This is a genomic window from Terrabacter koreensis, assembly GCF_054783315.1.
Genome location: NZ_BAAGQU010000004.1, coordinates 1734761 through 1758502, shown reverse-complemented (window position 1 = coordinate 1758502; position 23742 = coordinate 1734761). Strand labels below are relative to the sequence as shown.

General features: G+C 71.9%; 22 protein-coding genes. 6 read left to right on the top strand and 16 right to left on the bottom strand.

Annotation, left to right across the window (positions count from 1 at the left end):
* Window positions 1-29 precede the first annotated feature (29 nt).
* From ACYVNR_RS10940 to ACYVNR_RS10905, 8 genes are all read right to left on the bottom strand, one after another.
* A complete protein-coding gene (locus ACYVNR_RS10940; protein WP_461048084.1) occupies window positions 30-908 on the bottom strand; it encodes a tetratricopeptide repeat protein in 879 nt (292 codons plus the stop codon).
* A complete protein-coding gene (locus ACYVNR_RS10935) occupies window positions 905-1915 on the bottom strand; it encodes a VWA domain-containing protein (RefSeq protein ID WP_461048083.1) in 1011 nt (336 codons plus the stop codon). The genes ACYVNR_RS10940 and ACYVNR_RS10935 overlap by 4 nt, the downstream gene beginning before the upstream one ends.
* Window positions 1912-2901, bottom strand: coding sequence for a VWA domain-containing protein (locus tag ACYVNR_RS10930; protein ID WP_461048082.1), 990 nt, complete (start codon window positions 2899-2901; stop codon window positions 1912-1914). Before ACYVNR_RS10930 ends, ACYVNR_RS10935 begins: the two co-directional genes overlap by 4 nt.
* The gene (locus tag ACYVNR_RS10925; protein WP_045192514.1) at window positions 2892-3374 is read right to left on the bottom strand and encodes a hypothetical protein; all 483 of its coding nucleotides are present in this window, start codon (window positions 3372-3374) and stop codon (window positions 2892-2894) included. The genes ACYVNR_RS10930 and ACYVNR_RS10925 overlap by 10 nt, the downstream gene beginning before the upstream one ends.
* Window positions 3361-4248: a DUF58 domain-containing protein gene (locus ACYVNR_RS10920; RefSeq protein WP_045192515.1), complete on the bottom strand. Its 888-nt coding sequence runs from the start codon at window positions 4246-4248 to the stop codon at window positions 3361-3363. Before ACYVNR_RS10920 ends, ACYVNR_RS10925 begins: the two co-directional genes overlap by 14 nt.
* 42 nt (window positions 4249-4290) lie before the next feature.
* On the bottom strand, window positions 4291-5514 hold the full coding sequence (locus ACYVNR_RS10915) for an AAA family ATPase (protein WP_461048081.1): 1224 nt from the start codon (window positions 5512-5514) through the stop codon (window positions 4291-4293).
* 106 nt (window positions 5515-5620) lie between these two features.
* The gene (locus ACYVNR_RS10910) at window positions 5621-7159 is read right to left on the bottom strand and encodes an amino acid permease (RefSeq protein WP_461048080.1); all 1539 of its coding nucleotides are present in this window, start codon (window positions 7157-7159) and stop codon (window positions 5621-5623) included.
* Window positions 7160-7199: 40 nt separating this feature from the next.
* Entirely contained in the window at window positions 7200-9335 is a 2136-nt protein-coding gene (locus ACYVNR_RS10905; protein WP_045192517.1) for a DNA gyrase/topoisomerase IV subunit B, read from the bottom strand.
* Between the two features lie 384 nt (window positions 9336-9719).
* Here ACYVNR_RS10905 and ACYVNR_RS10900 point away from each other — a divergent pair, with 384 nt between their 5' ends.
* A complete protein-coding gene (locus tag ACYVNR_RS10900) occupies window positions 9720-9944 on the top strand; it encodes a DUF7455 domain-containing protein (RefSeq protein WP_045192518.1) in 225 nt (74 codons plus the stop codon).
* A gap of 70 nt (window positions 9945-10014) precedes the next feature.
* Entirely contained in the window at window positions 10015-10503 is a 489-nt protein-coding gene (locus tag ACYVNR_RS10895) for a DUF456 domain-containing protein (RefSeq protein WP_461048078.1), read from the top strand.
* Window positions 10504-10538: 35 nt separating this feature from the next.
* Here ACYVNR_RS10895 and ACYVNR_RS10890 read toward each other — a convergent pair whose 3' ends face one another.
* From ACYVNR_RS10890 to ACYVNR_RS10865, 6 genes are all read right to left on the bottom strand, one after another.
* Window positions 10539-10937, bottom strand: a complete 399-nt coding sequence (locus ACYVNR_RS10890) for a DUF3040 domain-containing protein (RefSeq protein ID WP_045192519.1) — start codon at window positions 10935-10937, stop codon at window positions 10539-10541.
* Between the two features lie 74 nt (window positions 10938-11011).
* On the bottom strand, window positions 11012-12271 hold the full coding sequence (gene dinB / locus ACYVNR_RS10885; protein ID WP_461048076.1) for a DNA polymerase IV: 1260 nt from the start codon (window positions 12269-12271) through the stop codon (window positions 11012-11014).
* 54 nt (window positions 12272-12325) lie between these two features.
* Window positions 12326-13090, bottom strand: a complete 765-nt coding sequence (locus ACYVNR_RS10880; protein WP_461048074.1) for a class I SAM-dependent methyltransferase — start codon at window positions 13088-13090, stop codon at window positions 12326-12328.
* Window positions 13091-13165: 75 nt separating this feature from the next.
* Window positions 13166-17041 (bottom strand): DNA polymerase III subunit alpha, encoded by a 3876-nt coding sequence (locus ACYVNR_RS10875; protein WP_461048073.1) that lies wholly within the window; start codon window positions 17039-17041, stop codon window positions 13166-13168.
* A 5-nt stretch (window positions 17042-17046) separates the two neighbouring features.
* Window positions 17047-17514, bottom strand: coding sequence for an SAV_6107 family HEPN domain-containing protein (locus ACYVNR_RS10870; protein WP_052677453.1), 468 nt, complete (start codon window positions 17512-17514; stop codon window positions 17047-17049).
* Window positions 17515-17547: 33 nt separating this feature from the next.
* Window positions 17548-17952, bottom strand: a complete 405-nt coding sequence (locus ACYVNR_RS10865; RefSeq protein WP_461048071.1) for a DUF6504 family protein — start codon at window positions 17950-17952, stop codon at window positions 17548-17550.
* Window positions 17953-18211: 259 nt separating this feature from the next.
* Between ACYVNR_RS10865 and ACYVNR_RS10860 the strand changes: the two genes are divergently transcribed.
* The 3 genes from ACYVNR_RS10860 (at window position 18212) to ACYVNR_RS10850 (ending at window position 20839) form a co-directional block, all read left to right on the top strand.
* A complete protein-coding gene (locus ACYVNR_RS10860) occupies window positions 18212-19084 on the top strand; it encodes a phosphatidylinositol-specific phospholipase C/glycerophosphodiester phosphodiesterase family protein (protein WP_461048070.1) in 873 nt (290 codons plus the stop codon).
* 322 nt (window positions 19085-19406) lie between these two features.
* Window positions 19407-20162, top strand: coding sequence for a DUF4126 domain-containing protein (locus ACYVNR_RS10855; RefSeq protein ID WP_461048068.1), 756 nt, complete (start codon window positions 19407-19409; stop codon window positions 20160-20162).
* A 131-nt stretch (window positions 20163-20293) separates the two neighbouring features.
* Window positions 20294-20839, top strand: a complete 546-nt coding sequence (locus ACYVNR_RS10850; protein WP_461048067.1) for a hypothetical protein — start codon at window positions 20294-20296, stop codon at window positions 20837-20839.
* A 76-nt stretch (window positions 20840-20915) separates the two neighbouring features.
* On the opposite strand, the gene metF is transcribed toward ACYVNR_RS10850, so the two are convergent.
* Window positions 20916-21824: a methylenetetrahydrofolate reductase [NAD(P)H] gene (metF, locus tag ACYVNR_RS10845; protein WP_045192523.1), complete on the bottom strand. Its 909-nt coding sequence runs from the start codon at window positions 21822-21824 to the stop codon at window positions 20916-20918.
* 94 nt (window positions 21825-21918) lie between these two features.
* On the opposite strand from metF, the gene ACYVNR_RS10840 reads away from it, so the two are divergent.
* Window positions 21919-23025, top strand: a complete 1107-nt coding sequence (locus ACYVNR_RS10840; protein ID WP_045192524.1) for a polyprenyl synthetase family protein — start codon at window positions 21919-21921, stop codon at window positions 23023-23025.
* 20 nt (window positions 23026-23045) lie between these two features.
* Here ACYVNR_RS10840 and ACYVNR_RS10835 read toward each other — a convergent pair whose 3' ends face one another.
* A complete protein-coding gene (locus ACYVNR_RS10835) occupies window positions 23046-23447 on the bottom strand; it encodes a helix-turn-helix domain-containing protein (RefSeq protein WP_045192681.1) in 402 nt (133 codons plus the stop codon).
* Window positions 23448-23742: the final 295 nt, after the last annotated feature.

Below are 23742 nucleotides of genomic sequence, written 5' to 3'. Positions count from 1 at the left end.
CCGCTCGGCCGCAGAGACCAGCCTCGGGGTCACCAGGGCTTGGGGTACGACTGCGAGCCGTCCCCCGGCACCGTCTCGTCGCCCTGCTGCTGCTGGTTGCGCTCGATGGTGTTCTGCCGCTGCTGCTCCTTGAGGTAGTCCTGCTCCTCCTGGCTCGGCGTGTTGCCCGGATCGGGCGTCGGCTGCGGGGGCTGGCTGGGTCCCGGCTGCTGCTGGTCGTCGTTCTGCTGCTGCGGGTCCTGGGGCGGCGCGTCGGCGCTCTTCTGCTCCATGCGCTGCTGGGCCTGCTGGAGCTGGTCGCCGGTCTGGCCGCCCTCGGGCGCCTCGCACAGGGGCGGGCGCTCCTTGGTGATCTTGATGCCCTTGTCGTAGAACTGCTTCCACTCGTCCGTGCGCTCACGCGCCTTGGCCGCGTCGCCGAGCGCTTCGTAGGTGAGGCCGAGGTTGACGCGCACCTTGCAGTCGTCGATGCCGCCCTTGGGCACCTGCTCGAAGGCCTGCTCGAACCACGGCCTGGCCAGCTCGAAGTGACCGGACAGCACGTGGGCGTCACCGATCGCGAACGGTGACCGGAACTGCTCGACCACGTTGACCCAGCCCTGCCGCTCCCCCCAGGTCAGCGTGCGCGGTTTGTCGCCGGCCTCGTAGGCGGCCAGCGTCTGGGCGTGGACGAGGTTGAGGGAGAGCAGGCGCGCCGCCACGAGCAACAGCAGCACGACCACCGGTGCCGACGCGAGCAGGAGCCGACGCCGGCGCCGTCGCAGGTGGGGCGGCAGCGGCCGGTGCGGCCGACGGAGACGACCGAAGCGGCCTCGCGACGGGCCCTGCTGCGCCGTCGTCGCGGGCTCGCCCGCGGTGCCGTCGGCGGCGGGTTCGCGTCCGGGGGGTCGCTCGTCGAGGATCGTCATGGGCGCGACTCCCTGCGTCGGCGGGTCTGGAGCAGCGCGGTTGACGCTGCGCCGACCTCCCACGCCGCGATCCCGGCGACGCCGATGAGCAGCGGCCAGTAGAGCTCGCGCCGGGCCAGCACCTTCTGCCTCTCGATCTCCTCGCTCGTGCCGAAGCGTTCGAGGTCGATCCCGGCAACGGCCGGGTCGATCGAGTCGCCCGAATCGCGGTGCAGGTAGGCCAGCCCGAGCTGCCCGGCGATGGCGCGCAGGGTGTCCTCGGCGATGACCGACCTGGCGTCCTCCCCCGTGGCGGGGTCCTTGATGTAGGAACGGGTGGAGTCGAACCGCGATCGGGTCGCCTTCATGCGACCGCCCTCGGTGGTGCCGTAGCCGAGCACCGCGCCCCCGTTGACCAGACCCTTGGGCACGTCGAATGGAGCGGGCGGCTCGGCAGCGGTCTGCTCGCCGTCGCCGAGGTAGAAGACGACTCGCCCCCGCTCCGGTGCGCGGGAGGCCGCCTGCTCCAGCAGCGACTTCAGGCGGTCCTTCGCCTGGGTGACCGACGAGCCACGCGACACCTCGTAGGACTCGGGCAGCAACGTCTCCACGGCCGCATCGAGGGCCGTCGTGTCGGTGGTGAGCGGCAGGCGTACGCGGGCGTCCTGGTCGAAGGTCACGACGGAGTAGCGTGCGCCCGGCAGCGCCTCCGCGATGGCGGCGATGTCGGCGGCGACGCCCTCGATGCGCGGGCGCTCGTCGCCGTAGTCCTCGGCGATGATGCTGCTCGTCGTGTCGACGACGAAGTAGACGTTGAGGTTGGCGGCAGTCGTGTCGACCTGCTCGCCCGGCACGGCCGGCCGCACCGCCGCGAGGCCCAGCAGCAGCGCCGCGGCGGTCAGCCGCCAGTGCGTCGCGCGCGACTCCCCCGGGACGGTGCGGGACGACGGGTTCCACCAGATCGCCGCGAGGGCGGCGACGAGCAGCACGAGCAGGACCGGCCACGGCGCGACGGGCAGGAAGGTCATGAGGCCCACCTCCGGCTCGCCCCGACCACTCCCAGCAGGCCGACACCGGCCAGCGCGATGGGCAGCGTCGGGTTGTCGGAGTAGAGGGAGCGCGAGGCGGCGTCGATGAGGGTGGCCTCCTGGGCCTGCACCGCGTCGACGATGCCCTTGATGGCGGACTGGTCGCCCATCGCGTAGTACTGGCCGGCGGTGCCGGTCACGACCTCGCGCATCTCCAGCGCCTCGTCGTCGGGGCCGTCCTCCTCGGGGTTGAGCCCGTAGACGCGGACGCCCTTGGCCTTGGCCAGCTCGCCCGCCTCGTCGACGTCGATGATCGGCCGGCCGGCGACGTGGTTGTCGGTGGCGAACACGACCGACCGGGCGCGCTGCAGGTCGACCTTGTCGAAGCTGGACACGCAGGTGGCGAGGCCGTCGCCGATGAGGGAGGTTCCGCGGCCGTTGAACGTGCCGGCGAAGAACGAGTCGAGCTCGGGGTCGCCGCTCAGCGCCTTGGTGGCGGTGTCGAGCTCGTCGTTGATGAAGTCGTAGTCGTCGGTGAGCGGGAAGACCGTGGCCGCCGACGAGTTGAAGATGACGAGGCCGATGCGCTCGCCCTCGAAGCTCTTGACGAGCGTCTTGAACGTGGCGACGAGCGTCGCGTCGTAGGCAGCCATCGAGCCGGAGATGTCGAGGCACAGCATGATGTCGCGGCTGCGGGTCTGCGGCTTGTCGATGGTCGTGTCGAGCGGCCGCGCCGCACCGACGAGGGCGGCCCCTCCGAGCAGGACCGCGCTCAGGGCGAGCACCGCCATGCGGATGCGGTGCAGCCGCAGCGCCCGGCGGTACTCGGGGAGCTCGGTCAGGGCCGTCGAGTTGGCGACGGCGGCCGCGGCCCGGGCAGAGCGCCGCGACATCATCCGGTGCACCACGAACGCCAGCGCGAGCGCCAGCAGGACGCCCAGCGACAGGACCGCGGGGTACTTGAGGTCGATTCCGTTCAGCTCCACCGCGCGACCACCTGCTTCGCGACGTCGCCGGCGCCCACGAGCGTGGCCGTCTCGCGAGGAGCGAACTCCCCCGGATAGAGGGTGCCGACGACCTCGGAGACCGGGGTGAGCCGCGCACCCCGGGCGTTGAGCTCGGTGAGCGTCATCGTCGGCGCGTGGATGCCCGAGACCTCCTGGACGAAGTGGCGCACGAGCACGCTGAGCTGCTGGTGGGCGCGCCGCTGCGTGATCTCGCCCGCCGCAGCCCGCTGGAGCACGAGGTCGATCTGCCGGGTGTAGTCGGCGCGCAGCCGGCTGAGGCGGTCGGTGGTGACCCGCGGCGGCACGACGACCTTCTTCTCGCGGGTCGACCACCACACCCACGCGTACCAGGCGGCAACGAGAGCGAGGACGCCGACGCCGATCCACAGCCACCGGGCGGCATACGGGTCGGGCGCGTAGAAACCCGGCGGGGGCGCGTCAGCGGCGCGCACGGCGCTGCCTCTCGAGGAGCGCGAACATCGTCTGGACGACCTCGTCCGACGACCCGAGGCGCGCGTGGTTGATGCCGCGGCGGTCGAGCAGCTCCGTCGTGCGGCGCACGCGCTCGGCCACCGAGGCGGCATACGCCGCACGGACCTTCGGGTCGAGACGCACCAGGGTGGGCAGCGTGTAGGTGTCGGCGACGTCGTATGCCGTGCGGTCGCCGCCGATGGCGGTCGGGTCGGCGTCCTCGACGGTGATCCAGAGGATCTCGTGCTGCACGTGCAGCCGACGCAGCAGGTCGTCCAGTGCAGGGTCGAGCTCCTTGTCGTCGGCCACGACGAGCAGGACGAGCCGGCGGCGCACGTTGCGGACGATCCAGCGCAGCTGGGTCGCGAGGTTGCTCTGGTCGCCGTCGACGACCGTGGCCGAGTCGACGGCGCGCAGCAGCGTCTCGAGGTGCGCCTCGCTGCCCCGCAGGTCGTGCGCGACGGTCGAGCCTGCCGTGCCGCGGACGAGGCCGACGAGGTCGCCGTGGCGCTGGGCGAGGTAGCCGACGAGCCCGGCGGCGGCCACCGCGACCGCCTTCTTCTGCTCGCCGCTGCGGGTCGTGGCCGCCATGCCGCGGCCGGTGTCGATGACGAGCATGAGGTTCTGCTTGCGGGTCGCGACGTAGCGCTTGACGAGTGGCGCCTGGTGGCGGGCCGTGGCACGCCAGTCGATGTCGCGCACCTCGTCGCCCGGCACGTAGTCGCGCAGGTCGTCGTAGTCGAGGCTGCGTCCGTGGAAGACCGAGGCGTACTCGCCCTCGAGCAGGCTGCGCGACTTGCGGCGCGCGTGGACGAAGAGCTTGCTCTTCACCCTCGTCAGCAGCGTCGTCGTCATGTCCCGTCCCTCGTGAGTCCGGCCCGGCTCGCCTTCCGCCCCTCACGGGGTGCGGATGCCGCCGACCATCGCGTCGATGATGCTCTCGACGGCCACCTCGTCGGCGGCCGCCTCGAACCCGAGCGTCACCCGGTGCCGCAGCACGCGGTGCGTCAGGGCCTTGACGTCGTCGGGCACGACGTGGTTGCGCCCGTCGACGAGGGCACGGGCGCGGGCCGCGCTCGTGAAGGCGATGCTCGCGCGGGGGCTCGCGCCGAAGTCGACGTAGCCGGCGAGACGCGGCTCGATGTAGTCGCGCGGGTGCCGCGTGACGTAGCCGATGCCGACGATGTAGTTGACGATGGCCGGGTCGACGTAGACGCGGGAGACGAGTGCCTGGAGGCGCTTGACGTCGGCGACGGACACGACCGGGTCTGCCGGCGTGGCGAAGATGCCGGAGTCGATGCGCCGAAGCACCTCGGCCTCCTCGGCGGGCGACGGGTAGTCGAGGACGTCCTTGAGCATGAACCGGTCCATCTGTGCCTCGGGCAGCGGGTACGTGCCCTCCTGCTCGATGGGGTTCTGCGTGGCGAGCACGAGGAACGGGTCGGGCAGCGCGTAGCTCTTGTCGCCGATCGAGGTCTGGCGCTCCTGCATCGCCTCGAGCATCGCGGACTGCGTCTTGGCGCTGCTGCGGTTGATCTCGTCGAGCAGCACGAAGTTGGCGTGCACCGGGCCGAGCTGCGTCTCGAAGGTGCCCGAGTGCTGGTTGTAGACCTGCGTGCCCACGATGTCGCTGGGCAGCAGGTCGGGCGTGCACTGGATGCGGTGGAACCGTCCCCCGACGGCCTGGGCGATGGTCTGCGCGGCCGTGGTCTTGGCGAGGCCGGGCACGCTCTCGAGCAGGACGTGCCCGGCGGTCAGCAGCGCGACCAGGAGGGTCTCCTGCAGACGGGTCTGCCCGACGACCCTCGAGGCGAAGGCGGTCGAGATGGCCTCGACGGTCTCGGCCGCCCAGTGGAGCTCATCGGGGGTGAGGTAGCGAGCGGGCGCCGGCGCGGTGCGTTCGTGAGCGGTGCCGATGCCGGCCACGGCGACGTCCTCGTCGGGGGCGTCCGGCGAGCCGGCCAGCTGCTCGGGCTCCTGCGGGGCGACCGGTTCGTCCCGGCGCTCCCCCGTGGTGGGCAGCTCGACGGTGAACGTCTCGCCGTGCCCGTCGAGCGGGCTCTCGGGCAGGTCCGACCGCTCGTCGGCGACCGACTCCTCAGCGTTGACGTTGCCCACCATCGATCCCCTTCTCGACGTGTACCGGCGGAGGGAGTCGCGCCGGCAGGGACACATCGTAAGCACGCGACGCTGTGCGGCGCCGTGACTCCCCCCAACCCGGCCCGGGTCAGCGGTCGACGGAGGCGTCGCGTCGGTTGTCGGGCGAGGACTCGCGGGCGTGGTTGAGCCGCGCGTTGCGCCGCCCGTAGGCGAAGTAGACGGTGAAGCCGAGCAGCATCCAGACGAGGAACCGCAGCCAGGTCTCGATCGAGAGGTTCGTCATGAGGTAGAGACAGGCCAGGGCGGACAGGGCAGGCACGACGGGCGAGAGCGGCACGCGGAAAGGTCGGCGCAGACCGGGCTTGGTCCGCCGGAGGATCGGCACGGCGATCGAGACGACGACGAAGGCGAACAGCGTCCCGATGCTGACGAGGTCGGCCAGCACCTTGAGCGGTAGGAAGCCGGCGAGCAGGGCGATGAGCACGACGGTGCCGATGGTGATCTTCCACGGCGTGCCCCACCGCGGGTGGACGGCGGCGACCGAGCGCGGGATGAGCCCGTCGCGGCCCATCGAGAAGCCGATGCGGCCCATGGCGACGATGTCGACGAGGATGACGGACGTGAGTCCGGCGACGGCGGCGACGGAGATGAGCGCGGCCGCCCAGCCGGCGCCGACCGCCTCGAAGGCGCTCGCGATCGGGGCACCTTCGTTGAGCTGCCCGTAGGGCACCATCCCCGTGATGACGAACGAGACGCCGACGTAGAGCAGCGTGCACACGCCCAGCGTGCCGAGCAGGCCGAGTGGGAGGTCACGGGCCGGGCGTCGGGTCTCCTCGCCGAGGTTGGCGACGGCCTCGAAGCCGGTGTAGGCGAAGAAGACCACCGCGGCGGCCGTGAGCACCCCGGCCAGGCCGAAGGCGGTCGGTTCGATGCCGAAGAGGGCCTGGCTCAGCGGCTGCTGGAGGCCCGAGGTGTCGGCGGGCACCGGCTTCGCTGCCGGGATGAAGGGGGTGAGGTTGGCGGCCTTGACGAAGAAGGCACCCACCACGACGACGAAGACGCACACGAGCACCTTGACCGCGACGAGGATGTTCGTCAGGCGCGCGCTCTCGCGGATGCCCACCACCGCCACGACGCCGAGCAGCACGACGATCGCCATGGCGCCGACGTTGACCGGCGCCGTTTCGCCGAAGAGTGAGGTGGGCAGGTCGAAGAGTTCCTGGAGGTAGCCGGACCAGCCGCGGGCCACGACGGCCGCTCCGAGGGCGAACTCGAGGATGAGGTCCCAGCCGATGATCCAGGCGAACAGCTCGCCGATGGTGGCGTACGCGTACGTGTAGGCGGAGCCCGCCGTGGGCACGGCCGACGCGAGCTCGGCGTAGCAGAGCGCGGCGAGGAGGCTGACCAGCCCGGCGACGGCGAAGGAGATGACGACGCCGGGGCCGGCGTGGTTCTTCGCCTCGATGCCCGTCAGCGTGAAGATGCCGGTGCCGATGACGATCCCGATGCCGAAGCCCATGAGGTCCCGCGCCCCGAGCCGCCGCTTGAGGCGCCCGTGACCACCACCGTCACCCGGGCTGCCCTCGCCGTCGGGCCCACCCGCCTGGGCCAGAACGTCCTCGACGGGCTTGGTGCGCAGGACTGAGTGGTCTGGAGACGTCGACATGTCGTGGGACATACCCGGCAGGCCGTGGCCGGCGATGGTGTCAGGCGTCGATGCGCTCGCGGTCGATCTCGGCCGCGGACTCGATGATGAAGTCCTTGCGCGGGGCCACCTCGTTGCCCATGAGCAGCTCGAAGACACGCTCGGCGGCCTCGAGGTCACGCATCGTGACCTTGCGCAGGGTGCGGTGGCGCGGGTCCATCGTCGTGTCGGCGAGCTGGTCGGCGTCCATCTCGCCGAGGCCCTTGTAGCGCTGCATCGGCTGCTTGATCTTCTTGCCGGACTTCTCGAGCCGCGCCACGGTGCGGCGCATCTCGTTCTCGTTGTAGGTGTAGATCAGGTCGTTCTTCTTGGCGCCCGCGTTGATCACCTCGAGGCGGTGCAGCGGCGGCATCGCCGCGTAGACGCGTCCGGCGTCGACGAGCGGACGCATGTAGCGGAAGAAGAGGGTCAGCAGCAGCGTGCGGATGTGGGCGCCGTCGACGTCGGCGTCGGTCATGATGATGACCTTGCCGTAGCGGGCCGCCGCGAGGTCGAAGCTGCGCCCCGACCCGGCACCGATCACCTGGATGATCGACGCGCACTCGGCGTTCTTGAGCATGTCGGAGACGGACGCCTTCTGGACGTTGAGGATCTTGCCGCGGATCGGCAGCAGCGCCTGGAACTCCGAGCTGCGGGCCTCCTTCGCGGTGCCCATCGCCGAGTCCCCCTCGACGATGAACAGCTCGGAGCGCTCGACGTCGGTGGTGCGGCAGTCGCGCAGCTTCGAGGGCAGCGTGGAGCTCTCGAGGGCGTTCTTGCGACGCTGGGTCTCCTTGTGCAGCCGCGCGCTGATGCGCGACTTCATCTCGGAGACGATCTTCTCGAGCAGCAGCGCGGACTGCTGCTTGTCGCCGCGCTTGGTCGACGTGAGCTGCGCGGTCAGCTCCTTCTCGACGACCTTGGCCACGATGGCGCGCACGGCGTTGGTGCCGAGGACCTCCTTCGTCTGGCCCTCGAACTGCGGCTCGGCGAGGCGCACCGTGACGACGGCGGTCATGCCGGCGAGGATGTCGTCCTTCTCCGGCTTGTCGTTGCCGACCTTGAGCCGGCGGGCGTTGACCTCGAGCTGCTTGCGGAACACCTTGAGCAGCGACTGCTCGAACCCCGCGACGTGGGTGCCGCCCTTGGGGGTGGTGATGATGTTGACGAACGACTGGAGCTTGGTGTCGTAGCCCTGGCCCCAGCGCAGCGCCACCTCGACGGCGCACTCGCGCTCGAGCTCGGTCGGGGTCATGTGGCCGTTGACGTCGAGCACCGGCACCGTCTCGGTGAAGGTGCCGGACCCCTCGAGCCGCCACACGTCGGTGATCGGGGTGTCGGGAGCGAGGAACTCGACGAAGTCGGTGATGCCGCCGTCGTGCTGGAAGACCTCCTCGACCGGGCCCTCCTCGCCGGCCGTGCCCTTGAGGCGGCGCTCGTCGCGGATGACGAGCCGCAGCCCCGGCACGAGGAACGACGTCTGGCGGGCGCGCCCGAGGATGGCGGCGTAGTCGAGCTCGGCGTCCTTGAGGAAGATCTGTCGGTCGGGCCAGAAGCGGACGCGCGAGCCGGTGACCCCGCGCTTGGCCTTGCCGACGACGGGAAGGGCGCTCTTGCGCTCGTAGGGCGTGAACGCGGCCTCCGGCGAGTGCGGCGCACCCTTGACGTCGGTGAAGGTGCCGGGCTCGCCGCGCCGGAAGCTCATGCCGTACGTCTTGCCGGCCCGGTCGACCTCGACGTCGAGGCGGGCCGAGAGGGCGTTGACGACAGAGGCGCCGACACCGTGCAGACCACCCGTGGCCGCGTAGGACGCACCACCGAACTTGCCGCCCGCGTGCAGCTTGGTGAAGACGACCTCGACACCGGAGAGGCCCGTGCGGGGCTCGATGTCGACGGGGATGCCGCGGCCGTTGTCGCGCACCTCGATCGACCCGTCGGCGGCGAGGATGACCTCGATGCCGGTGCAGACGCCCGCCAGCGCCTCGTCGACGGCGTTGTCGATGATCTCCCACAGGCAGTGCATGAGGCCGCGCTGGTCGGTCGAGCCGATGTACATGCCGGGACGCTTGCGCACGGCCTCGAGGCCCTCGAGGACCTGGAGGTGGCGGGCGGTGTAGTCGCCGTTGCCGGAGGGAGCAGGACGGGAGGCGGAGGCCACGTGTGTCGATCTCTTTCGTTCGGGTCAGCAGCCAGCGGGTCAGGCTGTGGAGGGCTGGCAGGGGCAGCCTAGTCACCCGCGCCGACGGCCCCGTGGAGGCTCGCTGGCCACGGCCACCCGCCCGGCAGGCAGGCCGAGCGGGTATGGGACTGGGTGACGACCAATCCGTATCGCGGGGGCCCGGCGAATCTCTGACACGTAACGATGTTGGTCCGAAGGCGTCTCACTTACCGAGCCTCACCATCGGGAAGCATTCCGCGTGATTCACTGTTGGAACGTCCGCGAGGCGAGAGTGGTGCACCGAGAGGACCCCTCGAGCGTCGTAGGTACATGGCAGGGTTTCCCTCCGGGGGACCCCCGAGGGAGGAAAGAGGCGAAATACGAATGACGACAGCACTGGCACCCGAACTGACCGCTGCTGACCGCTGCGACCGATGTGGGGCTCAGGCCTACATCCGCGCCCGCCTCGTTTCCGGCGGAGAGCTGCTCTTCTGCGCGCACCACGGACGGGAGCACCTCCCGGCCCTGAAGGACAAGGCGCTCGACATCCGCGACGAGACGGACCGGCTCAACGAGATCCCGGCCTCCGCCCCGGTCGACGAACGCTGAGACCAGCAGAGACACCAGACCCGGCCCTTCCTGACCCCATCTCGACCCGAACGCCGCCGACGGCACCCTCGTGATCACCGCGACGAACGTCATCGTCCTGCTCGCGATGCTCGTGGGGACCGTCGGCATCGTCGTCCCGGTGCTTCCGGGACTGTTCGTGGTCTGGGGGGCGACGCTCGTGTGGGCGTTCGAACGTCAGGACGGGCCGGGTTGGCTCGTTCTCGGCCTCGCCACCGTCGCGTATGCCGTGGGCCTCGTCGCGCAGTACCTGCTCCCGGGGCGCCGGATGAGGTCGGCGGGCGTGGAGGGCTGGATCGTGGCCGTGGCCCTGGCGGTCGCCGTCGTCGGATTCTTTGTCGTCCCGGTCGTGGGGGCGCCGATCGGCTTCGTCGTCGCCGTCTACCTGCTCGAACGGGTCAAGCACCGTGAGCACGGTGCGGCCTGGCGCGCCACGACCCAGGCGATGCGCGCGGTGGCACTCAACGTCGGCATCGAGCTGGCGACGGCGTTCGCCATCATCGCGACGTGGGCCGTCGCGGTCTACCTCACACGGCCCTAGCGGTCACAGGGTGCCGGCGCTCGCCTGTCGGCCGGTCACCACTGGTCGCGGCGACGCTTCTCCCAGCGCTCCTCGAGGCGCTCCATGAAGCTCGCCTGCTTCGCGGGGGCAGCCTTGCCCTTGCCCGCACGCGGCTTGGGGGTGCCGTCGGAACCGACCGCTGCCAGCTTGGTCTTCGAAGGCGTGATCGCGTAGACGATGCCGGCGACCATGATCGCGAAGCCCACCGCGCCGAGCCAGATGGCGCTGCTCATCGCAGAGAACACGACGAGGGCCAGTCCGGCCACGCCGGCGATGACACCGGCGACCACGCGCCCTCGACCGAGACCTCGAGACTTCGTCTTCTCGATGCGCGACGCAAAGCGCGGGTCTTCGGCGTAGAGGGCTTCCTCCATCTGCTGGAGGAGTGCTTCCTCGTGTTCCGAGAGTGCCACTCGGCACCTCCCTGGTGCGAAATCGACTGTGCCCGAATCGTATGTCGGAAACGGCCGACGCGGACTTCTTTACCTCAGGATAGGTCTCGCCGCTCACGAAAGGAACCCGAGGGTCGGTCAGGCATCAGGCTCGCCGGCCGCACGGATCCGGCCCCGAAGCGTGCGCTCGCCCGGTCGACCGCACGGTCGGCCTCGCGCCACCCGTGCTCGGGCTCGTCGAGGGTGGCCTGGATGGGTGCTACGGCCGACGGGACGAGGCCTTCCAGGCGCACCCCGACGAGCCGGATGCGGGCCCGCTGGAGGCCGAGCCGGTCGTAGAGCTCGCGGGCGGTCGCGAAGATGTCGCGTGAGACGTCGGTGTGGTGACGCAGCGTCTTGGCGCGGGTGATCGTCGTGAAGTCGGCGAACCTGACCTTGATGTTGACGGTGCGCCCCGTCATCCCGGCCGACCTGGCCCGGGCCGCGGTGCGGTCGGAGAGGCGCAGCAGCTCGCGGTGGATGCGGACCGGGTCGTCGATGTCGTGAGCGAACGTCTCGTCGGCACCGATCGACTTCTCGCGGCGCTCGGGGACGACGGGGCGCGGGTCACGCCCCCAGGCCAGGTCGTGCAGGCTGCGGCCGGCGACGTCGCCGAGAGCCCGCTGCAGGGTCTCGACGGGCGTGTGCGCGAGGTCGGCGACCGACCGCAGGCCGAGCCGGTGCAGGTGCTCCTCGGTCTTGTCGCCGACGCCCCAGATGGCACCGACGGGCAGCTGGTGCAGGAACGAGACCACCTCGTCGCGGGGCACGACGATGAGCCCGTCGGGCTTGGCGAGGTTGGAGGCGAGCTTGGCGACGAACTTCGTGGCGGCCACGCCGACCGAGCAGGTGATGCCCTGCTCGTCGGCGATGGTGTCACGCAGCTGCTCGGCGATCCGCGTGGGACGTCCGAGCCGGCGTACGGCGCCGGAGACGTCGAGGAAGGCCTCGTCGAGCGAGAGCGGCTCGACGCTGTCGGTGATCGTCGCGAAGGTCGCCATGACGGCCTCGGAGATCGCGGCGTAGCGGCGGTGGTCGGGCTCGATGATGACGGCCTGGGGGCACAGCCGCTGGGCCCGGGCCATCGGCATCGCTGAGGTGACCCCGAAGGCGCGTGCCTCGTAGGTGGCCGAGAGCACGACGGAGCGGCCGCTCGCGCCGCCGATGATGACCGGCTTGCCGCGCAGGTCGGGTCGCGAGATGAGCGACGCGGACGCGTAGAAGGCGTCCATGTCGACGTGCAGCACGGTGCAGCCGGTGTCGTCGGGCGGCTCGGAGCTGCCCCGGGTCGGGGCGGTGAACTGGCGACGGCTCATGCGGCACCCCCCGGCCCGGAGGACCGGGTGGGCCGGCCGGCCCCGATCACCGGGTCAGTCGCGGCGCGCGACGACGTGCAGGGCATTGCCGAGGGTGCGGAGGAACTCGCGCCCCGGGCCGGAGACGAGCAGGTCGTCGAGCTCGGCCAGGGCGGCGCGGTCGGCCTCGGAGTCGATGAGCGAGGCCGGCACGAGGTGTCCGAGGATGTTGGTGCCGCGCACCACCACGTCGGTGAAGCCGGCGTCGGCAAGCAGGGTCTCGAGCTGCTCGACGTCGAAGCGGCGCGGGAGCGGGTCGGTGCTCCCCCACCGGCCGGTGGGGTCGACGAGGGCTGCGCGCGCCTGGGCGAACTCACCCGCGATGGCCTTGGCGAAGACGACGGCCAGGCGTCCGGAGACGAGGAGCGAGAGCACTCCGCCCCGGCCGAGGACCTGGGCGATGGCGCGCAGCGTGGCCGCTGGGTCGTCGACGAACTCGAGGGTGCCGTGGCAGCAGGCGAGGTCGACGTGCCGGCCGGCGAGGATGCCGTCGAGGGAGTCGCCGTCGCCCTGGACGCCGGTGACGCGGTCCACGATGCCGGCCTCACGGGCCCGGCGGGCCAGCGAGGCGAGCGCGTCGGGACTGGGGTCGACGACGGTGACCCGGTGACCGGCCTCGGCGAGCGGGACGGCGACACCGCCCGTGCCGCCGCCCAGGTCGAGCACCTCGAGCGGGCGACCGAGCCGGGTGCCGCACTCGTCGGCGATGCGGCCCACGGCGGAGACGACGGCCGACGGTCGGGCCGCTCCGCGTCGCTGGCGGGGCTGGTCGTCGGGCACGGGATCCTCCGTCGGGGAGCGTGGTTCGCGCCGTCTCGCAGGTGGTGGCGCATGGGGTTCGTGTGCATGCTCACCCTAGTGCCCCGAACTTCCCGGACTGGCGTGCCACAGCTTGCGCGGCGGGCCACCGACGGTGTCGGCTGGCACGAGGGCGCTGGTGCCGCGCGCTCCCCTGACGTCGTCGCCTGCGGGCTTGATGTCGGCGTACGGCGACTGCTTGAACCCCGAGGCGTGGACGAGCACCCGGCGGCCGTCGGGGCCCTCGCCCACGCCGGCCGGCGCGCCGTCTCGACCGGCCAGGGCTCCGGCCCGCTCCCAGGCGGCCCGGTCGGCGGCGTCGAGTGCGTCGCGCACCGCGGTGATGCCGCCGGCGGTCCAGGCCTCCTGCAGACCCGAGAGCTCCCACGCTCCCGTGGCCCGGATCGAGACGCCCTTGGGGCCGGTGCGCCGCACCGTGCCACGACAGAGGAGCAGCCACGAGTGGAAGACGGTGGCTGCATACGGACCCTGGACGTCCTCGAAGAAGGTGAGGTCGGCAGGTCCGGTCGCGTCGTCGAGGGTGAGGAAGACGACGCGGCGGCCGGTGCGGATGGGCGGGGTCTGCGTGGCGACCTTGACTCCCGCGACCCACACCTCGCGGCCGCTGCGCCCCGAGAGCAGGTCGCGCGCCCGGGTGACGCCGAGGGCGTCGAGCATCGGGGCGTAGAAGTCGACGACGTGCCCGCTCGCGTCGAGGCCGAGCACCTCGAGCTCGGCACGGACCCGCTCGGGGCCGGTCATCTCGGGCAGCCCGCTCGTCGCGGTGAGGCGGGGCGTGTCGCCGAGGTCGAGCGTCAGCTGGGTCGCGACGTGCTCGGGCGCGCCGGCGGAGGCCTGCGACTGGGCGGCGGCCAGGGCCCGGATGTCACCGGTGGCCGAGACCGACGTGACGCGGCCCCGCGACGAACGGGAGCGGCTCGCGGCCGAGACCCTCGCCCGGGACGAGTGCTGCGAGGCCGACCAGCGGTCGAGCTCGGCGACGTGGAGCAGCAGGTCTCGCCGGGTGACCCGGCCCCGCCGGCCGAGACCGCTGCGGGAGCGCCCCACCACCTCGGGACCGCTCTCGCCGCGACGGGGCGGGCTGCCGAGGTCGATGTCGTGCAGGGCGTCGAAGCCACCGGCGAGCACGAGCTTCTCGGCGACGGGCCGCGACACGTGGGCCCGCTGCCAGAAGTCGGAGAGGCTGGAGTACGGCTGACCGGCGACGATCCGGGCCACCTCGGCCTCGCTGATGCCGTGGACGTCGGCGAGGGAGAGCCGGATCGCCTCGCCGCCGTCGTCGGTGCGCTCGAAGCGGTAGGCGCCGGTCGACGCGTTGACGTCGAGCCCGAGGACCGCGATGCCGAAGGAACGCGCGTCGTCGAGGATCAGCCGCTTGGGGTACATGCCGGGGTCGTGGGTCAGCACCCCGGCGAGGAAGGCGGCCGGGTGGTGCGCCTTGAGCCAGGCCGACTGGTAGGTCGGCAGCGCGAAGGCGGCCGCATGCGCCTTGCAGAACCCGAACGACGCGAAGGCCTTGAGGACCTCCCAGATCTTGTCGGCGACGTCGGGTGCGTAGCCGCGGGCCAGGGCGGCCGGGCGCCACCACCGTTCGATCTGGCGCTGGCCGTCGGGGGTGCCGAGCGCGCGGCGCACCTCGTCGGCCTGCGCGAGGGTCACGCCCGTCGTCTCGGCGACGATCATGAGGACCTGCTCGTGGAAGACGACGACGCCCTCGGTCTCCTCGAGCGCGGGGATGAGCGTCGGGTGGAGGAAGGAGGGGTCCTTCCAGCCCTGCCTCGCGTTGAGGAACGGGATGATCATGTCGCTCTTGACGGGCCCGGGACGGAAGAGCGAGATGTCGATGATGAGGTCGTCGAAGGTCTGCGGCCCGAACTTGCCGATGAGCTCGCGCTGGCCGGGACTCTCGATCTGGAAGCAGCCGAGGGTCCGGGTCGAGCGGACGAGCTCGAAGGTCTGCTCGTCGTCGAAGGGAACCTGGCTCTCGTCGTCGAGGTCGAGGGCTGTGCCGTCGACGCGCTCGACCTCGTCGACCGCGTGGGCCATCGCCGACTGCATGCGGATGCCGAGGACGTCGAGCTTGAGCAGTCCCATCTCCTCGACGTCGTCCTTGTCGAACTGGCTCATCGGGAAGCCGAGCCAGCTGGCCTCGACCGGGGTGCGGTCGAGCAGGACCGAGTCGGAGAGCACGACGCCGCACGGGTGCAGGGCGATGTGGCGGGGCAGGCCGTCGAGCCGCTCGACGATGTCGAACATCAGCTGCAGACGGGGCACGTCGAGGCCGGACGCGCGCAGCTCGGGCAGCTCGGCCAGGGCGTTGCGCACGTTGCGGGCGGCGATGTGCGGGAACGCCTTGGCCATCGCGTCGACCTCGGGCGGAGGCAGGCCGAGCGCGGCGCCGGCGTCGCGGATCGCGTGACGCACCCGGTAGGTGTCCATCATCGAGACGCAGGTGACCCGCTCGCCGCCGAAGTGGTCGAGGATGCGTTCGTAGATCTCGGTGCGCCGGGCCGACTCGACGTCGATGTCGATGTCGGGCAGCTCGGCTCGCAGCGGTGAGCAGAAGCGCTCCATGAGCAGGTTGTGACGCATCGGGTCGACCCCGGAGATGCCGAGGAGGTAGTTGACGAGGGACCCGGCCCCGGAGCCGCGGGCCGCGACCCGCACCCCCATCTCACGGATGAGGTCGCAGACCTGGGCGACGGTGAGGAAGTAGGTCGCGTAGCCGAGCGTCTCGATGACGCCGAGCTCGTCCTCGAGCCGGTCGCTGACGGCCCCGAGCTCGCTCTCGGACCGACCGGGGTAGCGGGTCGCGATGGACTCGCGGCACCGGCGGGCGAGGACGTGGTGCGGGTTGGTGCCCGGGCGGATGCCCAGCACGCCGGGCTCGGGCAGGTGGACCGAGCCGATGCCGAGGTCGGAACGGGGGTCCTGGATGCACTCGGTGGCGAGCGCCGTGGTGCGGGCGAGCAGCTCGCGCGACTGCTCGCGTGCCAGCGACCCGCCACCGACGAGCCCGGGGCCCGAGACCTGCACGACGTCGAGGGCGAGGGCCTGCATGAGCGGTGTCGGGGACAGGTGACCCGCCGTGGTGACGCGGTCGAGGTGGCGCGCGTCGAGGGCGACGAGCCGGCGCGCGGCGTCGAGGACGTCGACGATGGCGGCGTCCTGCGGGTCGGCGTGGCGCACCGCCGCCGTGATCACGCTGGGCACACCGACCTCGCGCGCGAGGGCGAGCATCCGCCCCGCCTGGCCGAGGCTGCCCGGCTGGTGCTCGGGGCCGCCGTGGCAGACGACCTCGACGACGGCCGCCCCGCGCGGCAGCAGCGCGACCCAGCGCTCCAGCGCGGCCCTGGCCCGGTCGCGTCGCTTGGCGAGCACCTCGCGCCCGACGTCGGAGTCGGGGCCGAGCAGCACGACGAGCCGGGAGGGCCCGCCGTCGTCCGCCGAGCGCGCGTGCTCGGCGACGAGGCTCGCGGTGGTGACCGGGTTGCCGCGCTCGCCACGCAGGTGGGTGGCGGTGACGAGCCGACAGAGGGCGCCCCAGCCCTCCCCGGGTGCGAGACCGGTGGCGCTCCCCCGGGCCAGCACCGTGACGCGAGGCAGTCGGGGGTCCACGAGAGCCCCACCTCGGACGGGGGTGCGCACGGGACGCTGCCGCTCGGGGCGCTCCGGCCCGAGGGCGAGGTCGACGCCGAGGATCGGGGCGATGTCGTGCTCCATGCAGGAGCGCACGAACTTCACCGCGCCGTAGAGCCCGTCGCGGTCGGTCAGCGCGAGGGCCGGCTGCCCGAAGGCCGCGGCTCGCTCGACGAGCTGGTGCGGCTTGGCCGTGCCGTAGCGCATGGAGTAGCCCGACGCGACGTGCAGGTGGACGAAGCCGTGAGTGGTGGTGGAAGAGGTGGTGGTCATGCTGCTCACGCGGTGTTCGCCCGGCTCCTCGGGACGGGGGCGGGCGAGACGGGGGTGATCGACTGCGGCAGCGGGATCGTCGCCGGGACCCCGAGGAGGTCCTGGACGATCTCGAGGAACATCTCGGCCTGGCGCAGCAGGTCGTCGGCCTCGCGGGCGCTGATGTGACCGCCACGGTCGATGACCGACCGGTGGGCCGAGCAGGCGGCGAAGAAGGCGGCCCACTCCCCCAGCTCGGGAGCCACCCCGGGCAGGACCTGCCAGACGCTGCGCGGCCGGGATCGGGGTGACGGGACGGTGCGGGCGGCGACGAGGGCAGCCGCAGCCCGCAGGGCACCGAGGTGGGAGTCGCGGTAGCGCTCGGACGCATCGCTCGTGCGGCACGCGGACTCGAGGGTCGCGCGGCCCCGCTCGAGCAGGTCGAGCACGGCGGCCGAGATGGGTGGACGTCGCAGGTCGTGGGTGGTGGTCATGGTGGTGGCTCTCCTCTCTCGTCTCATGTCGGCTCAGTCGGAGACCCGGACGAGCGACCACTGGTCGCCCAAAGGGGACTCGTCGTGGGCGAGGTCGTAGACCCCGGGGGCGAAGGACCACCCCGGGCTCGCCTCGACCCGCCAGACGTGCTGCTCGGACGCCGCAGCGACCAGCGTCTCGCCGGGCCGCACCTGCGCCTCGTCGGCCTCGAGCGCATCGCGCCACCAAGCGCGCCGCTCACGCCACTGGGCCAGGACGCTGCGCACGACGTAGAGGCGACCGCGCCAGATGAACGCCTCCGGCGCCGTCCCCGCCGGGGACCCGAGCGCCTTCGCGTCCTTCTCGCCACCCTTCTCCGGACCGACCTCGCGGGCGGTCTCCCACTCCTGCTCTCTTCTCCGGACCCTCACCTGGACGGAGTCACTGAACCTGCGCACCACGACACGTCTCCCTCGGACACGTCGGGCCGGACATCACGACCCGAGCCACCCGCGCCCCACACGAGCAGCCCGACAACCAACCGACGACTTGACTGACGAAACCAACAGAGTTCGAACACTTGTTCGATGGGAAGAGCGTAACCCCCGGCGCCGACAGCGTGTCAAGAACGACCGGAACCGCGTCACGACCACAACCGTCGCCTGCCGTTCACCCTCGCGTCGGCCGACGACCGGAACGGGCGAACAGGGTGGGTCCATGAGACTCGGACGTTTCCTCATCACCCTCACCCCGACCCTGCTCGTCACCGCCGTCCTCGCCACGACGAGCAGCCCCTCCACGGCGACCGCCCTCGAGGCCACCGGCAACCCGCACCGTGCCACCGCCCAACCCCTCGAGCGGGCCCACGCCCACAACGACTACGAGCACGCGCGCCCGCTCGCCGATGCGCTGGACCACGGCTTCACCTCCGTCGAGGCCGACGTCTGGCTCGTCGACGGTGAGCTCTACCTCGGCCACGACGGCCCCGACCTGACCCGCACCCTCCGCAGCCACTACCTCGACCCGCTCGCGAAACGGTTCCGCGCCAACGGCGGGTCGATCTACCCCGGCTGGAACGGCGACCTGCGCCTGCTCATCGACGTCAAGTCGGACGGCAGCGCCACCTGGCCGGTGATCGAGCGCCAGCTGTCGGCGTACCCCGAGCTGGTGACCGCCTTCCGCCAGGGCCGGGTGCAGCACCGGGCCGTCACCGCCGTCGTCTCCGGCAACCGCGACCTGCCCGCCATGCAGGCCGCGACGACGCGCTGGTCCTTCTACGACGGGCGTCTCAGCGACCTCGGCAAGGGCATCTCACCGACGCTCATGCCCCTCGTCAGCAACAACTGGTCGGCCGTCGGCTACACGGGCGGGCCGTTCACCGAGGCCCATCGCGCCCTCCTCCGCGCCTACGTGACCCGAGCCCACGCGGAGGGCTACGAGATCCGCTTCTGGGCGACGCCTGACACCCCGGGCGCGACGCGCGACACGGTCTGGGCCGAGGAGCTCGCGGCCGACGTCGACGCCTACAACACCGACGACCTCGCAGGCCTCCGGTCCTGGCTGCTCACCCACGACCCGCAGGAGGGCTGACCTGAGGCGCACGCCCGGCATACGGGGACGAAACGGGCGAACCTGAGTAATCGTGCTCAGGTTCGCCCGTGCGGCCCTCGGCAGAGTTGGGGACTGCGGGTCCGGTCCGCGAACGGAGGGGTGCAGGGGTCCTGTCCGCTCACGGATCGGGCCCGTTCCGCTGCCCACGCACCCACCGAAGGCCCCCACGGCGCCAGCGCGTCCCGTTGCGTGCCCTGCGGGAATACGGGAGCGTCAGTGACGTTGGACCTGAGCTCGGCCGTCCGGCCCGGGCATGGACGCACCGGCGCACCCGCGACCGGCGCACGACAGAAGGAGCGTCGTGGGCGCCGAGCTCATCCCCATGGCCTTCACCACCGGGTGGGGCAGCGGGGTCAACGCGTATGCCGTCGTGCTCGTCCTCGGACTGGCCGACAAGATCTTCAACCTCAGCCAGGTCCCGAACGCCCTGGCCCGCACCGACGTGCTCATCGGCGCCGGCATCCTCTTCGCCGTCGAGATGCTCGCCGACAAGATCCCCTACGTCGACTCGGTCTGGGACTCGGTGCACACGGTCGTCAGACCCGCCGTGGGCGCCACCATCGGCTATCTCATCGGCCACGAGACGGCCGGGCTCGACGCGGCCATCGGGGCGGCCACCGGTGGGGTCACGGCGCTGATCTCGCACGGCATCAAGGCCGGCCTGCGCGCCGCGGTCAACACCTCCCCCGAGCCGGCGAGCAACATCGTCGTCAGCACGACCGAGGACGTCACGGTCACGGGCGTCACCGCCCTCGCCATCGCGCACCCCTGGTGGGCCGCCACCATCGCGTTCGTGCTCCTCGCCCTCGGAGCCTTCCTCGTCTACAAGCTCGCGGGCCGCATCCGCCGCTACAAGCGGCGCTACGACGCCTGGGGCGAACGCGTGGGCGTCGCCCAACCGTCGGGCAGAGCCGTCGGAGCCGCCACCGACCCAGCCACCGACCAAGCCACCGACCCAGGTCCCGACCACGGTCGCCGTCGGGGATGGGGCCTCGGCCGCGCGGCCGACCCACGCCCCGAGCGCCCCGTCGACCGCCCGTTCGACCAGGAGACCTGACCCGCGCTCGTCCCACAGCAGCGCACAGCGACTCACAGCACGCGCCCACGCCGGCGAGGGCGCCGGCACAGGCCCGGCTCCGACGGTGGACCCAGCTGGCACGAGGCCAGCCCATCGAAGGAGTGGAACGCATGAAGAACAAGACCATCGCTCTGGCCGGCGCCGGCATCGTGGCCGCGTCGGCGCTCGCGCTCGGCGGGGCCGCCCTCGCGAGCGCCGACGAGACCACCGGGTCGAGCAGCAGTGTCGCCGCGAACGGCGCCGGCTACGGCCTGCTCGGCGAGGGAACGGCAGGCGCGCCGGGCGACCGCGCCAACGGCAACGGCAACACCGACCCGAGCAAGCCGATGCGCTCGGACGAGCAGCTGCTCACGGGCGACACCGCCGCGAAGGTGACAGCTGCCGCCAAGGCGAAGGAGCCGACCGCGACGATCGAGCGCGTCGAGACCGACTCCGACGGCGTCTACGAGGCGCACATGGTGCGGACCGACGGCACGCACGTCATCGTGCAGGTCGACGCCTCGTTCACCGTGACCGACGTCCAGGAGGGCGGCCAGGGGCCCGGCGGGCCGGGGGGCCGGGGCGACCACGACGGCGACGGCCCGCAGGCCCAGCCGGGCGAGGGCGGGACGCCGACCTCGCCGAACGGCGCGACGACCCCGTCGGCCACCACCTGACCGACCTCCACCGCCCCAACCGCCTCCACCGAGGGCGGTCGACCTCACCGGGGTCGGCCGTCCCGCGGTGAGCGCCTCAGAGGTTGCCGAAGACCTCGAGCGTGGCCGACGAGCGGTTCATGGTGATGAAGTGGATGCCGGGGGCTCCCTCGTCGAGGAGCCGCTGGGACGACTCTGTAGCGATGGCCAGCCCCTCGGCGCGCACCGCGTCCGCGTCGTCACCGTGCCGGTCGAGGCGGTCGGTGACGGCGGCCGGCATGGGCTGGCCGGCGAGCTGTGCCATGCGCACCACCTGGCGCGCGTTCGTGATCGGCATGATCGCCGGCACCACGGGCAGGTGCGAGCCGCGCCGCGCGAGCTCGTCGCGCAGCCGGAGGTAGTTGTCGACGTCGAAGACCATCTGGGTGATGGCGAACTGCGCCCCGGCCTGCTCCTTGCGCACGAGCGTCCGGGCGTCCTCCTCGACGCTGCGCGACTCGGGGTGGCCGTCGGGGAACGCCGCGACCCCCACGGTGAAGTCGCCCAGGCCCTTGACGAGCGAGACGAGCTCGTCGGCGTGGTCGAGGCCCTCGGGATGGGCGACCCACGGCTGGCCCAGGCCGCCCTGCGGGTCGCCGCGGAGGGCCAGGATGTTGCGGACCCCCGCGGCGGCATACGCCCCGACGATGCTGCGCAGCTCGGTGACGGAGTGACCCACGCAGGTCAGGTGCGCCATCGGCGTCAGCGAGGTCTCCTCGAGCACCCGCTGGGTGAGGCGCACCGTGCGCCCACGGGTGCTGCCGCCCGCGCCGTAGGTGATCGACACGAAGCTCGGCGAGAGCTTCTCGAGCCGGCGGATCGCGTCCCAGAGCTGCGCCTCGGCGGCGTCGTCCTTGGGCGGGAAGAACTCGAAGCTGAAGGTGGGCGTGTCGGCCTCGATCATCGCCGGGATGGACCGGGTGAACCGTTCTGCCCGTGCCATGGAGGATGCCGTGCCGTGTGCCATGCCGCACACCTTAGGCGGAGCGTGCCCGCGCTGCGTGGGCTGTTCACGCCGCGGCCGGCGCGCCGCGTAGGCTGACGACGATTCCCGCGACTCGATGGAGGACCTCGTGCAGACCCCCACCGACCTCGACGCGCTGCGCCGTCGGGTCCAGCAGGCGATCGACGGGCAGATCGCCGGGGCCACCCAGTCGCTCGCCGCGATCGGTGAGGAGACGGCGCCGCTCGTGTCCGCCGTGTCGAACCTGCTCTCCGGGGGCAAGGGCCTGCGCGCCGGCTTCCTCTACTGGGGCTACCGCGCCGCTGGTGGCGACGACTCGGACGCCCTCGTGCGCCTCGCCGCGAGCATGGAGTTCTTCCAGGGTGCGGCGCTCCTCCACGACGACGTCATGGACCGCAGCGACACCCGACGAGGTATGCCGTCGGCGCACCGGGCCGTGGCCGGCCTGCACCAGGAGCGTGGTTGGGCGGGTGACGCGGACCGTTTCGGCGAGGGCACCGCCATCCTCGCCGGTGACCTGTGCCTCACGTGGTGCGACGAGCTGTACGCGACGTGCGGCCTCCCGGGCGACGAGCTCGTGCGCGGGCGTCGTCTCTTCGACCTGATGCGCACGCAGCTGATGGGTGGCCAGTTCCTCGACCTGCTCGAGTCGGCCCGCGGCTGGCACGGCCTCGACCTCGAGGAGAGGGTGGCCTCGGCGCGCAAGGTCATCCGTTTCAAGAGCGCGAAGTACACGATCGAGCACCCGCTGCTCATCGGGGCCCTCGTCGGGGGCGCCCCGCAGGAGTCCCTCGCCCCGCTGTCCGACTACGGCCTGGCCCTCGGCGAGGCGTTCCAGCTGCGCGACGACCTGCTCGGCGTGTTCGGCGACCCCGAGGCGACCGGAAAGCCCGCCGGGGACGACCTGCGCGAGGGCAAGCGGACGGTGCTCGTCGCGTACGCCCTCGACGCGGCGTCAGCCAGCGACCGGGCGACGGTGGAGTCGCTGCTCGGCCGCGACGACCTGGAGCTCGCCGGGGTGGAGGCGATCCGGGGCGTGCTCGTCGACACGGGGGCCGTCGACCGGGTCGAGGGCCTGATCACCGCGCTCGCCGACGACGCCCGCAAGGCGGTCGAGCGGGCTCGTGAGACCGGCCACTACGACTCGCCCGCGCTCGACGTGCTCGAGGCGCTCGTCGCGGTCTCGACGGCGCGGCACTCCTGACGCACCGCGTCCAAGGCCTGCTAGAAGGCGAGCTCCTGGGCCCGCCGGCGGATCTCGGTCTTGTGCCCTGCTCGGAGGGCGTCGATGGGTGCGCCCTCGACGGGCAGGGTCGCGTCGGGGGTGAAGAGCCACTCGATGATCTCGGTGTCGTCCATGCCGCCGTCGGCCAGCACGGTGAACGTCCCGCGCAGCTCGGGCCGGGGCCCGCTCTCGTCGACGAACTTGGCGGGGATCGCCGTCACCTTGCGCTCGCCGATGCGGGCGGCGAGCACCTCTCGGTCGGCCATCATCTGGCGTACGCGCGACAGCGGCACGCCGAGCCGCTCGGCGGCGTCGGGCACGGTCAGCCACTCCCCGACCAACGTCTCGAGGTCGGTGTCGCCGGTGGTGGTCTCGTCGGGCTGCACGGGAGTGTCGCTCACGGGCACGAGTCTGCCACCCGTCAGGGTGAGGCGTGCACCCGCCGCCACCGCGCGCCTCGGAGCGTCCCGAAGGGCGTCCCTCGTCGTCCTGGTGGAGCTTCGGACGGGCGTGGGGCCATGAATTACACCGATGTATTTTTAGTTTAGTGCTCAAATGTGCGCTATCGTCACAGACGCCACAGCAACCACAGATGCCACACTGGCCCCCTCTGGCCTGACGCGCCCACCCTTCCGACGCCCCTCCACGTCTTCTGCACCGTCTCCTGCACCAGAACCGGGCTCCAGGAAAGGACTC